Source organism: Rathayibacter sp. AY1A7 (genome assembly GCF_002930845.1).
GTDB lineage: Bacteria > Actinomycetota > Actinomycetes > Actinomycetales > Microbacteriaceae > Rathayibacter.
The window spans coordinates 1-12,548 of record NZ_PSTL01000019.1; the positions used below are offsets into that span (position 1 = coordinate 1).

Consider the following 12,548-nt stretch of genomic DNA (forward strand, 5'->3'; position numbering starts at 1 on the left):
GTCACATCACGGGAGCTGCTAGGCTCCTCTCCTCAGAGTCGGCCGTCTGAAGAGTATCCGCTTATTACGACGACGGCACTCCTCCCCCTACCCCCTCCGGCCGACGCGGCCGGGGGAGGGCCGCGTCGGCCGGAGCGGGTAGGGGGAGGAGTGCCGTCGTCGTCATGAGCCGATCCTCGTCAGGCGGCGGACTCTGCGGAGAGGCGATCGGCGGACCGGTGGACGAGAGGCGCCGAGCGCCTCCTGTGGAGGGACCGACCGGCGCGATCGGCGTCGTTCCGGGCGTCTCGAGGCCGGAATCGCCGGAGATCCGGGGCGGGGCTGGTAGGTTACCGACGGTCCGACCGGTTGAGGACGTCCGTCCCCGGCCGAGGACGATCCATCGAAACCAGCTGTTCCGACAGCGAGAACGTCCTGGGAGGACACTCCATGGCTGACAAGTCGCTCAACCGCACCGAGCTCGTCGCGAAGATCGCCGCCGACTCCGGCCAGAGCCAGGCCGCCGTCAACGGCGTCCTCGACTCGCTCTTCACCACCCTCGCCGACTCCGTGTCGAACGACGTGAAGGTCACCATCCCCGGCTGGATCGCCGTCGAGCGCACCTCCCGCGCCGCACGCACCGGCCGCAACCCGCAGACCGGCGAGACCATCCAGATCGCCGCCGGCCACTCGGTCAAGGTCTCCGCGGGCACCAAGCTCAAGGCCGCCGCGAAGTAGTCGCGCCCTCCGACACGGCCCCGGCACTGCGCCGGGGCCGTCGTCGTCCGCGGACGCGGCCGCCGATCGTCCGCGGACGCGGCTGCCGATCAGCCGCGGAACGTAGGCTGGACCGGTGAATCGAACCGTCCGGATCGTCGGCCCTGCGCTCGTGCTCGTCGCCGCAGCGCTCGTCGCCCTCCTCGCGGCCCTGGCCTTCGGCGGGGGAGCCGCGGCTCCGCTGCTGAACGATCCCGGCCCCGTGGTCCGCTACGGCCTCCCGATCGCCAAGCTGGCCGTCAATCTCGGCGCCGCGGGCATGATCGGCTCGCTCGTGCTGACGCTGTTCGCGCTGAGCCCCCGCGCCGCCGCCGCCCGCGACGCCCGGTCCTCGTCCCGCGCCTCGACCGCTCACGCCTCCTCGCGCGGCGGCCAGTCCTCGCGCGGCGGCCAGTCCTCCTCCCGCGCCGGATCGACGCGCACCGCAGTCGCGCCCGCGCGCCCCGCGCCCGCCGAGGCCGCGCCCGAGCCGCGCACCGAGTTCTCGATCGCCCTCGACGTCGCCGCCGCCAGCGCCGCGTTCTTCGCGGCGGCCAGCGCGGTGACCGGGTTCCTCACCTTCCTCAACGTCACGCAGACGCCCCTGAGCCTCGACCGCGACTTCGGCACCAAGCTCAGCTACTTCATCGGCAGCATCGAGGTCGGCCAGGCCTGGCTCATCACGACCCTGCTCGCGGCCGTCGTCACCGTCCTCTGCTTCGCCGTCCGCAACCAGACCGCGCTCGTCTTCGTCACGGGCCTGGCCCTGCTCACGCTGCTGCCGATGGCGCAGCAGGGGCACGCGGCGGGAGCGAGCGGGCACGACGCCGCCGTCACGGCGCTGGGCCTGCACCTCGTCTTCGCGGCGATCTGGCTGGGCGGCCTCATCACCGTCATCGCCCTGCGGCCCCTGCTCGGCGGCTCCCGCCTGCTGCCCGTGATCGAGCGCTACTCCAGCCTCGCGCTCGTGAGCTTCGTCGTGGTCGCGGCGTCCGGCTACGTCAGCGCCGAGCTCCGGCTCGCCACCCTCGACAACCTGCTCACCGGCTACGGGATCCTCGTGCTGGTCAAGGTCGCGGCGCTGGTCGCGCTGGGCCTGTTCGGCGTGCTGCAGCGCCGCTACCTCATCGAGCGGATGCGGAAGGCCGGCGGTGTCGGCGGCCGCAGCTTCTGGTGGCTCGTCGGCGCCGAGATCGCCTTCATGGGGATCGCGTCCGGAGTCGCCGCGGCTCTCGCGCGCACCGCGACCCCGGTCGACCAGATCGCCGCGAGCCAGCTCACGGATCCGACCCCCGCCCAGCTGCTGACGGGCGAGCCCCTGCCGCCGCCCGCGAGCGCGATGAACTTCCTCACGCTCTGGAACATCGACCTGGTCTGGCTCCTGGTCTGCTCCTTCGCCATCGCCTTCTACGTCGCCGGAGTGGTGCGCCTGCACCGCCGGGGTGACCGCTGGCCCCTGCACCGCACGATCCTCTGGATCGCGGGCATGCTCCTCCTGGCCTACATCACTAACGGCGGGGTGAACGCGTACGAGAAGTACCTGTTCAGCGCCCACATGCTCTCGCACATGGTCCTCACCATGGCGGTGCCGCTGCTGCTCGTCCCGGCGGCACCGGTCACGCTCATCGCCCGCGCCGCCGCCCGCCGCACCGACGGCTCCCGCGGCGCCCGCGAGTGGGTGCTGCTCGCTGTGCACTCGCGCTTCGCCACCGCGATCTCGCACCCGATCGTCGCCGCGCTGCTGTTCGTCGGGTCGCTCTGGGGCTTCTACTACTCCCCGCTGTTCCGCTGGGCCACCACGGACCACATCGGCCACGAGTGGATGATCGTCCACTTCCTGATCACCGGGTACCTCTTCGTCAGCGTCCTGATCGGAGTGGACCCGAGTGTGCACCGCGTGCCCTACGCGATGCGCCTCCTGCTGCTGCTGGGCACCATGGCGTTCCACGCCTTCTTCGGCCTCGCACTGATGACGGGGGAGGGGCTGCTCCTCGCCGACTGGTACGGAGCGATGGGCTGGGGCACCTCCGCGCTCGCCGATCAGCAGGCGGCCGGCGGCATCGCGTGGAGCATCGGCGAGATCCCCACCCTCGCGCTCGCGATCGTCGTCGCGATGATGTGGAGCCGCTCCGACGCCCGCGAGACCAAGCGCCGCGACCGCCAGGCCGACCGCACCGGAGAGGCCGAGCTCACGGCCTACAACGACCGCCTGGCCGCCCTCCAGAAGCGCGGCTGATCCGCGCCCGGGCCCCGGGGTCCCGGCGGCCCGCGGGTACAGTGGAGCGGTGACTCAGCCGACCCTCTCCGACGAGCAGCAGCGGGTCTTCGACCTCATCGAGAACACGCGCGAGCACCTGTTCGTCACGGGTCGCGCGGGCACGGGCAAGTCCACCCTGCTCAACCACTTGAGCTGGAACACCGACAAGCAGATCGTCATCTGCGCCCCCACCGGCGTCGCGGCGCTGAACGTCGGCGGCCAGACCATCCACTCGCTCTTCCGACTGCCGATCGGCGTCATCGCCGACTCCGACCTCGACCAGCCGCCCGAGCTGCGCAAGCTCCTCAACACCATCGACACGCTCGTCATCGACGAGATCTCCATGGTCAACGCCGACCTGCTTGACGGGATCGACCGCAGCCTCCGGCAGGCGCGGCAGCGGCGCTCCGAGCCGTTCGGGGGCGTGCAGGTCGTCCTCTTCGGCGACCCGTTCCAGCTCGCACCCGTGCCCGGCGATCCGGAGGAGCGCGCCTACTTCGCCGACCGCTACCGCTCGCTGTGGTTCTTCGACGCCCTCGTCTGGCAGGAGGCGCCGCTGCGGATCGTCGAGCTCGGCCGGATCCATCGGCAGAGCGACGAGCGCTTCAAGTGGATGCTCAACGCGGTCCGCTTCGGCATGGTGACGAAGGAGATCGCCGACGTGCTGAACGCGGCGGGCGCGCGGACGCCTCCGGCCGACGACGCGATCACGCTCGCGACCCGCAACGACACGGTCAACCGCATCAACCAGGCGGCGCTCGCGCGGCTGAAGGGCCCGCTGAAGACCGCGTCGGCCGAGATCAGCGGCGACTTCGGCGGGCGCGCCTATCCGGCGGACCAGAACCTCGAGCTCAAGATCGGCGCGCACGTGATGTTCCTGCGCAACGACTCCGAGCAGCGCTGGGTGAACGGCACGATCGGCCGGGTGACGAAGGTCGCGGGGACGGTGTGGGTCGAGGTGGACGGCGAGGTCCACGAGGTCGAGCCCGCGACCTGGGAGCGCTACCGCTACTCCTACTCCGCCGCGACGAAGAAGCTCACCCGCGAGATCGTCGCCGAGTTCGCGCAGTTCCCGCTCCGCCTGGCGTGGGCGGTCACGATCCACAAGTCGCAGGGCAAGACCTACGACTCCGCCGTGGTCGACCTCGGGCAGCGCGCCTTCGCCCCCGGGCAGACCTACGTGGCGCTCAGCCGCATCACGAGCCTCGAGGGGCTCTACCTGACGCGGCCGCTCCGGCCGAGCGACATCATCGTCGACAAGGACGTGCTGCGCTTCATGTCCGAACGGCGAGCCGAGCCGGCTGCCGTCGCGGAGGCGTCCGCGGACTGACGCCCCGCGGAGGAGGTCGGAGCAGGCCCTCAGGCCGCCGCGCAGGTCCGGGCGAGATCGCGGAACAGCTCCGTCGTCAGCCGGTACGCCTCCGCGACCTCCGCGATGACCCGCTCGCGCTCCTCCTCGTCCCAGCCCGCGGCGTCGAGCTGCTCGCGATAGGTGGCGCGGAAGGCCGACGGTGCGGCGATCTCGCCGAAGAGGAAGAAGCCGACGCCGTTGGTCTCGAAGCCGAACCGCCGCTGCAGCAGCCCGCGGACGATCGCGCAGCCGGAGAGGTCACCGAGGTAGCGCGTGTAGTGGTGGGCGACGAAGCCGCCGCTCCAGCCCGAGGCCACGGTGCGGATCCGGTCGACGTAGGCGCTGGTCGAGGGCAGCGGGCGGATGCGCTCGCGCCAGTCCTCGCCGACGAGGAAGCGCAGGTCCTCCGCGATCGCGGGGAGCCGGGTGAGCTTGGCCGAGAGGAAGGGCTCCGCGACCGGATCGCCGGCCATGTCCTCCGCCACGGCCTCGAGGGCCTCGTAGACGAAGTAGTGCTGCGAGATGAGCGCGATGTAGTCGTCGCGGCTGCCGGAGCCGGTCATCAGCGAGGTCATGAAGGCGGCGCCCTCGTCGTCCGCGCCGGACTGCCCGATGCGCAGGCGTAGGGCCTCGGAGAACGGGATGACGTTCGACACGGTGGCCTCCCTCGGCGACTGAGGACTGCCTTACCTTAGCCGAGCGGAGCCGCTGGGACCAGAGGCGTCAGTGCCCGTGTCCGCCGTCGACGACGGAGTGCATCATCCCGCCCATGTCGCCCGAGCCGCCCGAGGAGGCGGCCATGGCGGGGGTGGCGAGGGCGGAGACGGTGAGCGCGCCGGCCAGGAGTCCGACGAGAGCTCGCGACGGCGAGACGGCCTTCTCCTCGACGCGCGGAGAGCGGAGCGAGACGGCCACCACGGCGACCGCGATCAGCTGGAGGACCGCGGCGGCCAGCGCGGGGAGGGGCTCGGCGAGTGCGCCGAGGGCCAGAGCGAGGGCGAACGCCGCCAGGGAGGCGACCGTGACGACCAGCGCGGAGCGCGGCACGACGATCCGGCCGCGCGCCAGGACGAGGACCGCCCAGAAGATCTCGACGGCACCGAGCACCCCGATCACCGGGGCCTGCACGCCCTCGCCGCCGGCGGCGAGCGAGAGGTGGACGAGCCCGGCGCCGAGTCCGGCGAAAGCGGCGTTGCAGCGGGCCACGGTGGTCATGGCGGCTCCTTCGCTGGATCGGGGAAGAAGAGGAGGCCCCGGATCGACACACCGCATCGTGTCGTCCGGGGCCGTTCAGTCCGTCCGCCGCGGAAAACGGCGGGCCCACGGCGGACGGAGTAGAGGGGGGCGGCGGGTGCCGCCCGGGTCAGGCGGTCGCGGCGGTGCGCGTCCTCGCCGTCTTCTCGGTGCCGAGTCCGACTCCCAGGAGCACCAGCGCGCTGGCCAGGTGCAGGAAGTGGTCGGCGGTGTTCAGCGCCAGCACGTTCAGGGCGGTGTCGACCAGGAAGAAGCCGACGATGCCGAGCAGCAGGTACACCGCTCCGACGGTCACGTTGACGGTCTTCGCCGCGGCGACGGTCGACAGGCCCGCGATCAGAAGCGCGCCTCCGATGAGCAGGTGGGCGATGTTGTGCAGCGGGTTCACCTCGAAGATGCCGAGCAGGAGCCCGCCTTCGGTCGAGAGGAACTGCACGCCTCCGGTCACGACGAAGCCGAGCAGCCCGACGACGACGTAGACGGCTCCGAAGAGAGTCGCCAGCAGTCGATTGGGGGATCTGCGCATGGTCTCTTACCTCCTTCGAGCAGCGCCTCTGCGCTGTACTCCCTCTCTTCGTAACCGGGCGCCTGCCGGTTTGGGAACGGGGTGGACTCCGCCGGTCACGGTCAGGACACGAATCGCGATCGGGCGCTCAGCGGCCCTCTCCGGCCCGACGGAGCCCCCGTACAGTGGTGCCGTTCGCAGACGACGGGGGAGTCGCACGGCATGGGATCTCGCAGACGGACGCGGACGGGGCTGCTCGTCGTCCCGGTCCTCGTGCTCGCACTGGCCGGCTGCACGCCCGCCGCCGCCTCGCGCGTGGCGGAGGCGCCCGCGCAGGCGGCGTCGGAGGAGCTCGCCTCCGCCCTGTCGGGGTTCCTCGACGAGACGGTCGGCGTCGCCGGCGCGACCGGAGCGGTCGCCGGCGTCTGGTCGCCGTGGGGCGGCAGCTGGGAGGGCGCGGTCGGCTGGGAGTCGGACGAGCGCACCACCGCCCTCACCACCGACGCGCACCTGCGGCTCGGCACCGGCGGCACCGAGGCGATGACCTGCGACGTGGTCCTCGCCCTCGCCGACTCCGGCCGGGTCGACCTCGACGCCGACGTCGGCGAGACGCTTCGCTCCCTGCCCGGCATCGACGGCCTCACGCTGCGCGAGCTCTGCGCGCACACCTCCGGCCTGGCCGACTTCCGCTCGGCGCTCTGGCCGACCGTGCTCCAGAACCCCCCGCGGCAGTGGCCGACGCTCGAGCTGCTCGCCGCGGCCCAGGTGCGCGGCGCCTCGGCCGAGCCCGGAGCGGCGTGGTCCGACTCCGCCACCGGTCCGCTGCTCGCCGGCATCGTCGCCGCGCAGGTGACCGGTCGGAGCATCGGGGAGCTCTACGACCAGTACGTGGTGCCGCGGTACGGGCTGCGCAGCACGGAGCTGCCCGGCGCCTCCGAGGTCGACCTGCCCGCTCCGTCCCCCCGCGGCTACGCGGTCGCGCTGGACCCGGCGACCGGGGAGAAGCGCTGCGACGTGCGGCTCGACGTCACCGCCGCGTCCCCGTCCGCGCTCGGCGCCGCGGGCGGAGCGCTGACCGATCTGGAGGACCTCCGGCGGCTGGCGACGGGGCTCGCGGCCGATCCCGCGGGCGACGCCATGTGGCAGGACCCGGTCGTCCAGGGCCAGGGCCGCGCCGACTACCTCCGCGCCGGGCTCGGCGGGCACGAGGCGGGACCCCTCCGCGGCTTCTCGGGCCTCGCGCCCGGCTTCGTCACCGCGGCGTACTCCGACCCGGTCTCGGGCCTGACCGTGGCCGTCTCGATCAACAGCTCGACGCCCGGCGGGGACTTCGCCGCGACGGTCGCCCGCACCCTGGCCGCCATCGCGGTCGAGCAGGGAGCCGCGGCGGGAGCCGAGGGCCTGCCCCGGCTCCCGTGGACGGCCGACGGCGAGCGCGGCGCCGTGCAGGGGACCCCGACGCGCTGCTGATCCGGCGGCGCCCTACTCTGGTGCCATGCCGATCACTCCCGACACCAAGGACTGGACCTGGGTCCTCGAGCGCCCGTGCCTCGAGTGCGGTTTCGACGCCTCGCTCGTCGACGCCGACGAGGTCGCCGAGCTCATCCGCGAGAACGCCGCCGCCTGGCCCTACGTGCTCGACCGCGACGACGCGGCGGGCCGGCCCGACGACGAGACCTGGTCGCCGCTCGAGTACGCCGCGCACGTGCGCGACGTGCACCGCATCTACCGCACCCGTGTGCAGCTGATGCTCGCCGGCGACGACCCGCTCTACCCCAACTGGGACCAGGACGTCACCGCCGTGGAGGAGCGCTACGACCAGCAGGACCCCGCGACGGTCGGCCGCGAGCTGGTCGAGGCGGCTGAGCGCATCGCCGAGGTGTTCGACTCCGTCGCCGGTGCCCAGTGGCAGCGCCGAGGCCGCCGCAGCGACGGCGCGGCGTTCACGGTCGACACGATCGCCCGCTACTACCTGCACGACGTCCAGCACCACCTGCACGACGTGCAGGGCTGAGCTCAGGTGTCGATGAGCTGCGGATTGAGGAACGAGAGCGTCCTCGCGTAGGCGAGCGCCGCGGAGGCGGGGCTGACCGCGTCGCGCAGGTTGCCGTTCGCGAAGTGCCGCTGCGTGTCCGGGTAGGTGTGCGCCGTGACCGGCGTCCCCGACTCCTTCAGCCGTCCGACGAACGACTCCGGGTCGTCGCCCGCGGGCCACTCGTCGCTCTGCGCGTAGTGCAGGAGGGTGGGGCACGGGACCAGCACGTGCTCCTCCGCACCGAGGGTGGCGTAGTACGCGACCACCGCGTCCACGAGCCCGGTGCCCGCGGCGAGCAGCCCGAGGCGGCCGCCGAAGCCGAAGCCGATGACGGCGCTGCGCGGTGCCCCGGCCGCGACTCCGGCGCCGACCGCCTCGGCGACGGCGGCGAGGGTGCGGTCCTGCGCGGCCATCGCGGCGAGGTCGCGCGCGTCCTCCGGGGCGAGCGTGGCCCAGCCGTCGTAGAGGTCGGGCACGAGCACGTGGTAGCCGTGCTTCGCCACGGCCTCGGCGAACGGCTCCAGCCACGGCAGGCGCCCGAACACGTCGTGCAGCACGACCACCACGGGCCGGCCGGGGTGCCCGTACTCGAGGGCGACGCCCGGCGACGGGATCTGGACGAGCTCTGTCACCCCTCCACCCTGCCCTCTGCGTCCCGCGATCCCGCGCGCTGCCGCGGATCCGCCCGGCGTGTCGCGTCGAAACGCCGCGCGGGCGCCTCACCGCTCCGCGCGGCCGTGCGGCTCCAGCGGCAGGACGACCTGCTCGCGCAAGTGCTCGTAGACGACCGAGGTGCGCACGTCGGCGACCTCGCGGCGCTGCGTCAGCTCGTCGATGACGAAGGCGTAGAGGTCCTGGTTGTCGCGGACGGCGACGTGGATGATGAAGTCCTCCGAGCCGGAGGTGACGAACACGCCGACCGTCTCGTCGAGGCCGGCGACCCAGTCGCGGAAGGCCTCGATGATCTCGCGCGACGGCGGACGGATGCGGACCGCGATCAGCGCCTGCACGCCGCGCCCGAGGGCCGCGAAGTCGAGAGTGAGCGTCGCGCCGGTGATCACGCCGCGGCGCCGGAGGCTCCTCGTGCGGTCGAGGGCGGTGGTCGGCGAGACGTGCACGGCGGCTGCGAGGTCACGGTTCGTGATCCGTGCATCCGACTGCAGGACCTGCAGGATCCGGACGTCGAGTTCGTCGAGTGCCGCTCCTGGGCCGTTCTGCTGGTCGTTCATACGGAGATCCTGCCGAAGGGGAGCCCTCCTGCCTACTGTTCGTGACGTCACTGCGCACGAACCGAGGAGCATCATGACCATCCCCGCCCCCGACGCCGTCGGCTTCCACCCCGACGAGATCGACACCGCCGCGCCCACCCGCTCGGCCCGCCTCAAGTGGGTGGTCGTCGTCGACGAGTCCCTCCCCGCCGGCCGCGCCGTGAACGCCGCGATCTGCGTGGGCGCCGCGACGGCCGCGCACGTCGCGGGGCTGCTCGGACCGAGCCCCGCCGACGCGTCCGGATCGCTGCATCCCGGTCTGCCGTGGGCCGGCTGCACGGTCCTCGCCGCCGACGCGGCGACCCTGCTCGCGATCCGCGCGAAGGCCGAGGCGCACGACGGGACGTTCGTCGCCGACATGCCCGCGTCGGCGCAGGCCACCCCGGTGTACGACGAGTACCGGGAGGCGGTGGCGGCGAGCGGCTCCGACGAGCTGCAGTACCTCGCGGTCAGCCTGGTGGGGCCGAGGAACCGGATCGACAGGATCGTCGGGCGGCTGCCGCTGCTGGGCTGACGGACACCGCGGGGCTGCCGGACGCAGATGCGCTGACGGACGCCGCTGCAGCGCCGGAGGAGGAGCCGCTCGCGTCGGGCCGGAGGAGGAGCCGCTCGCGTCGGGCCGGAGGACCGGCCGCAGACGAGGGGGGGAGGAGAGCGAGTGACGGGAATCGAACCCGCGCCATCTGCTTGGGAAGCAGAAGTTCTACCATTGAACTACACTCGCGCGGCGCCGCTCGGGCGCACCAGGACATCGTAGCAAGGCCCGGAGCCGGCCCATGCCCCCGGGTCGCGCCACGCCCTAGGATCGCAGCGTGCTCCTCTCCGACCGCGACATCTCGCTCGAACTCGCCTCCGGCCGCGTGGGGCTCGCCCCGCACGATCCGTCGATGCTGCAGCCGTCGTCCGTCGATGTGCGCCTCGACCGCTTCTTCCGGCTGTTCGACAACCACCGCTACCCGTACATCGATCCGGCCGAGGACCAGCCCGAGCTGACCCGCCTGGTCGAGACGCCGCAGGGCGAGCCGTTCATCCTCCACCCGGGAGAGTTCGTGCTCGGCTCGACCTACGAGGAGGTGTCGCTGCCGGACGACATCGCGGCGCGCCTCGAGGGCAAGAGCTCTCTCGGACGGCTCGGGCTGCTGACCCACTCGACCGCCGGATTCATCGATCCGGGCTTCACCGGCCACGTCACCCTCGAGCTCAGCAACGTCGCGACGCTCCCCATCACGCTCTGGCCGGGGATGAAGATCGGCCAGATGTGCTTCTTCCGCCTCAGCTCGCCCGCCGAGAAGCCCTACGGCTCGGCGGAGTACAGCTCGCGGTACCAGGGCCAGCGCGGTCCGACCGCGTCGCGCTCGGCGCTCGGCTTCCACCGCACGGACGTCTACACCGACTGACTCCGGCGCAGGGATCAGGGCGCGGGGGTCAGCCCAGCAGGCGGGGGAGCTGCAGCACGAGCCAGGGGGAGAACGCCCAGGGGGTCGAGCGGACGGCGGCGAGCGTCGCCTCGGCGTCGACCCACTCGTAGTCCATGACCTCGTCGAGGCGCGGATCGAGGGCGTCGCGGCTCGACAGCGTCGCCGTGTAGACGGGGCAGATCTCGTTCTCGACGACGCCGGACGCGTCGACCGCGCGGTAGCGGAAGTCCGGCAGGGCGACCTCCAGCGTGGCCAGCCGGGCGCCGAGCTCGCGCTCGGCCCGGCGGACGACGGCGTCCTCGACCCGCTCGCCCGGGGCGGGGTGCCCGCAGAAGGAGTTGGTCCAGACGCCCGGCCAGGTGCGCTTCTCGAGTGCGCGGCGGGTCACCAGAAGCGCGCCGTCCGGGGAGAAGACGTGGCAGGAGAACGCGAGGTGCAGGGGAGTGGCCGTGTCGTGCACGGTCGCCTTGTCGGCGACCCCCACGGCGTTCCCGGCCTCGTCGAGGAGGACCACCTGCTCGATCCGGTCCGTCTGCACAGTGGCGGCTGGCGAAGTCATACCCGCAAGTCAAGCACGCCGCAACACATCAGCCGGCTTATCGTCCTGGTTCTCCCCTTTGTTAGCCTTCCCATGTGGATACGCGCGACCCCGTGGTTCTGTCCCGGTTGAGGCAGGAGCACGTCGATGCCGTCCTGGACAGGTTCTTCTCGTTGGCGAGGTCCCGGGCGGTGCGTCTCGGACCCCGCTACCTGACCCTCTGGCAGACGCTGGAGGCCAACACCCGCGGCGGTAAGCGCTTCCGCCCGCTGATGGTGATCTCCGCGTACGAGGCCCACGGCGGCCAGGATCCGGAGGCCGCCGCCCATCTCGGCGCGGCGTTCGAGCTGCTGCACACCGCGCTGATCGTGCATGACGACGTGATCGACCGCGACTTCGTGCGCCGCGGCGGCCCGAACGTCTCGGGCAGCTACCGCGACGAGGCGACGACCGCGGGCCTCTCCATCCCGATCGCCGAGCACCGGGGCACCTCGGTGGCCGTGATCGCCGGGGACCTCGCCCTCACCGGCGCCCACCGCCTCGTCGAGGGCGTCGGCGCCTCCGACGGCGTGCGGGCCCGCCTGCTCACCCTGCTCGACGAGGCCGTCTTCGCCTCCGCCGCGGGTGAGCTGGCCGATGTGGACTTCTCCCTCATGCCGGGCATGCCCTCGGTCGACGAGGTGCTCGAGATGGAGCGCCTCAAGACGGCCGTCTACTCGTTCGAGGCGCCGCTGCAGGCCGGAGCGATCCTCGCCGGGGCCTCGGACGCCGCGGTGGACGCCCTCGGCGAGTTCGGCCGCTGGATCGGCATCGCCTATCAGATCGTCGACGACCTGCTCGGGGTCTTCGGCTCGGAGGGGCAGACCGGCAAGACCACGCTGGGCGACCTCCGCGAGGGCAAGCGCACCGTCCTCATCGCCCACGCGGCCGGCACGGACTGCTGGCCCGACATCGAGGCGCTGATCGGCGACGAGCACCTCGCGCCCGAGACCGCGGACAAGGTGCGCGGCATCCTCGAGGAGTGCGGCGCCCGCAGCTACGCCGAGGGGCTCGCGAACCAGTTCGCCGATCGCGCCTGGGCGGCTCTGGAGACGCCCGCGGTGTCGGAGGCCTTCCGCAACGAGGTCCGCCCGCTCGTGGCCAGCGTGGTCGGGCGCACCCGATGAGCGCTGTCCGCCACGCGCGGA

The 12,548-nt window shown here is 72.5% G+C and carries 14 protein-coding genes and 1 tRNA gene; 8 read left to right on the forward strand and 7 right to left on the reverse strand.

What is annotated here, in order from left to right; translation table 11 throughout:
* Positions 1-429: 429 nt before the first annotated feature.
* The 3 genes from C5B95_RS13455 (at position 430) to C5B95_RS13465 (ending at position 4,322) form a co-directional block, all read left to right on the forward strand.
* Positions 430-717, forward strand: coding sequence for an HU family DNA-binding protein (locus tag C5B95_RS13455; protein WP_056037903.1), 288 nt, complete (start codon positions 430-432; stop codon positions 715-717).
* Positions 718-832: 115 nt separating this feature from the next.
* Positions 833-2,971, forward strand: coding sequence for a bifunctional copper resistance protein CopD/cytochrome c oxidase assembly protein (locus C5B95_RS13460; RefSeq protein ID WP_258060006.1), 2,139 nt, complete (start codon positions 833-835; stop codon positions 2,969-2,971).
* 49 nt (positions 2,972-3,020) lie between these two features.
* Positions 3,021-4,322 (forward strand): ATP-dependent RecD-like DNA helicase, encoded by a 1,302-nt coding sequence (locus C5B95_RS13465; RefSeq protein ID WP_104222908.1) that lies wholly within the window; start codon positions 3,021-3,023, stop codon positions 4,320-4,322.
* A gap of 29 nt (positions 4,323-4,351) precedes the next feature.
* Here C5B95_RS13465 and C5B95_RS13470 read toward each other — a convergent pair whose 3' ends face one another.
* The 3 genes from C5B95_RS13470 to C5B95_RS13480 form a co-directional block, all read right to left on the reverse strand.
* Positions 4,352-4,999: a heme oxygenase (biliverdin-producing) gene (locus tag C5B95_RS13470; protein ID WP_104226125.1), complete on the reverse strand. Its 648-nt coding sequence runs from the start codon at positions 4,997-4,999 to the stop codon at positions 4,352-4,354.
* A gap of 67 nt (positions 5,000-5,066) precedes the next feature.
* Positions 5,067-5,558 carry a hypothetical protein gene (locus C5B95_RS13475; RefSeq protein ID WP_104349392.1) on the reverse strand — a complete coding sequence of 164 codons (492 nt, stop codon included), beginning with the start codon at positions 5,556-5,558 and terminating at the stop codon, positions 5,067-5,069.
* Positions 5,559-5,706: 148 nt separating this feature from the next.
* The gene (locus tag C5B95_RS13480; RefSeq protein ID WP_104246935.1) at positions 5,707-6,123 is read right to left on the reverse strand and encodes a DUF4383 domain-containing protein; all 417 of its coding nucleotides are present in this window, start codon (positions 6,121-6,123) and stop codon (positions 5,707-5,709) included.
* Between the two features lie 201 nt (positions 6,124-6,324).
* On the opposite strand from C5B95_RS13480, the gene C5B95_RS13485 reads away from it, so the two are divergent.
* A complete protein-coding gene (locus C5B95_RS13485) occupies positions 6,325-7,572 on the forward strand; it encodes a serine hydrolase (RefSeq protein ID WP_104249916.1) in 1,248 nt (415 codons plus the stop codon).
* A 25-nt stretch (positions 7,573-7,597) separates the two neighbouring features.
* Positions 7,598-8,116: a DinB family protein gene (locus C5B95_RS13490; RefSeq protein ID WP_104222903.1), complete on the forward strand. Its 519-nt coding sequence runs from the start codon at positions 7,598-7,600 to the stop codon at positions 8,114-8,116.
* 2 nt (positions 8,117-8,118) lie between these two features.
* Here C5B95_RS13490 and C5B95_RS13495 read toward each other — a convergent pair whose 3' ends face one another.
* On the reverse strand, positions 8,119-8,769 hold the full coding sequence (locus C5B95_RS13495) for a dienelactone hydrolase family protein (RefSeq protein ID WP_104349393.1): 651 nt from the start codon (positions 8,767-8,769) through the stop codon (positions 8,119-8,121).
* An 87-nt stretch (positions 8,770-8,856) separates the two neighbouring features.
* Entirely contained in the window at positions 8,857-9,366 is a 510-nt protein-coding gene (locus C5B95_RS13500; RefSeq protein ID WP_104255349.1) for an Lrp/AsnC family transcriptional regulator, read from the reverse strand.
* Between the two features lie 73 nt (positions 9,367-9,439).
* Between C5B95_RS13500 and C5B95_RS13505 the strand changes: the two genes are divergently transcribed.
* Positions 9,440-9,919 (forward strand): DUF2000 domain-containing protein, encoded by a 480-nt coding sequence (locus tag C5B95_RS13505; RefSeq protein WP_104349394.1) that lies wholly within the window; start codon positions 9,440-9,442, stop codon positions 9,917-9,919.
* 139 nt (positions 9,920-10,058) lie between these two features.
* Here C5B95_RS13505 and C5B95_RS13510 read toward each other — a convergent pair.
* A tRNA-Gly gene (locus tag C5B95_RS13510) sits at positions 10,059-10,129 on the reverse strand.
* An 88-nt stretch (positions 10,130-10,217) separates the two neighbouring features.
* Here C5B95_RS13510 and dcd point away from each other — a divergent pair.
* Positions 10,218-10,802, forward strand: a complete 585-nt coding sequence (gene dcd / locus C5B95_RS13515) for a dCTP deaminase (protein WP_104246931.1) — start codon at positions 10,218-10,220, stop codon at positions 10,800-10,802.
* 28 nt (positions 10,803-10,830) lie between these two features.
* Here the strand turns inward: dcd and idi are convergent, their stop codons facing one another.
* Positions 10,831-11,382: an isopentenyl-diphosphate Delta-isomerase gene (gene idi / locus C5B95_RS13520; RefSeq protein ID WP_104349395.1), complete on the reverse strand. Its 552-nt coding sequence runs from the start codon at positions 11,380-11,382 to the stop codon at positions 10,831-10,833.
* 170 nt (positions 11,383-11,552) lie between these two features.
* Here idi and C5B95_RS13525 point away from each other — a divergent pair, with 170 nt between their 5' ends.
* The gene (locus tag C5B95_RS13525) at positions 11,553-12,527 is read left to right on the forward strand and encodes a polyprenyl synthetase family protein (RefSeq protein WP_258060007.1); all 975 of its coding nucleotides are present in this window, start codon (positions 11,553-11,555) and stop codon (positions 12,525-12,527) included.
* The last annotated feature ends 21 nt before the right edge of the window (positions 12,528-12,548 follow it).

Bases quoted from the DNA above. Each gene is read 5' to 3' on its own strand.
- C5B95_RS13455 (WP_056037903.1), top strand. From the start codon at position 430: ATGGCTGACAAGTCGCTCAACCGCACCGAGCTCGTCGCGAAGATCGCC.
- C5B95_RS13475 (WP_104349392.1), bottom strand. From the start codon at position 5,558: ATGACCACCGTGGCCCGCTGCAACGCCGCTTTCGCCGGACTCGGCGCC.
- C5B95_RS13480 (WP_104246935.1), bottom strand. From the start codon at position 6,123: ATGCGCAGATCCCCCAATCGACTGCTGGCGACTCTCTTCGGAGCCGTC.
- C5B95_RS13485 (WP_104249916.1), top strand. From the start codon at position 6,325: ATGGGATCTCGCAGACGGACGCGGACGGGGCTGCTCGTCGTCCCGGTC.
- C5B95_RS13490 (WP_104222903.1), top strand. From the start codon at position 7,598: ATGCCGATCACTCCCGACACCAAGGACTGGACCTGGGTCCTCGAGCGC.
- C5B95_RS13500 (WP_104255349.1), bottom strand. From the start codon at position 9,366: ATGAACGACCAGCAGAACGGCCCAGGAGCGGCACTCGACGAACTCGAC.
- C5B95_RS13505 (WP_104349394.1), top strand. From the start codon at position 9,440: ATGACCATCCCCGCCCCCGACGCCGTCGGCTTCCACCCCGACGAGATC.
- idi (WP_104349395.1), bottom strand. From the start codon at position 11,382: ATGACTTCGCCAGCCGCCACTGTGCAGACGGACCGGATCGAGCAGGTG.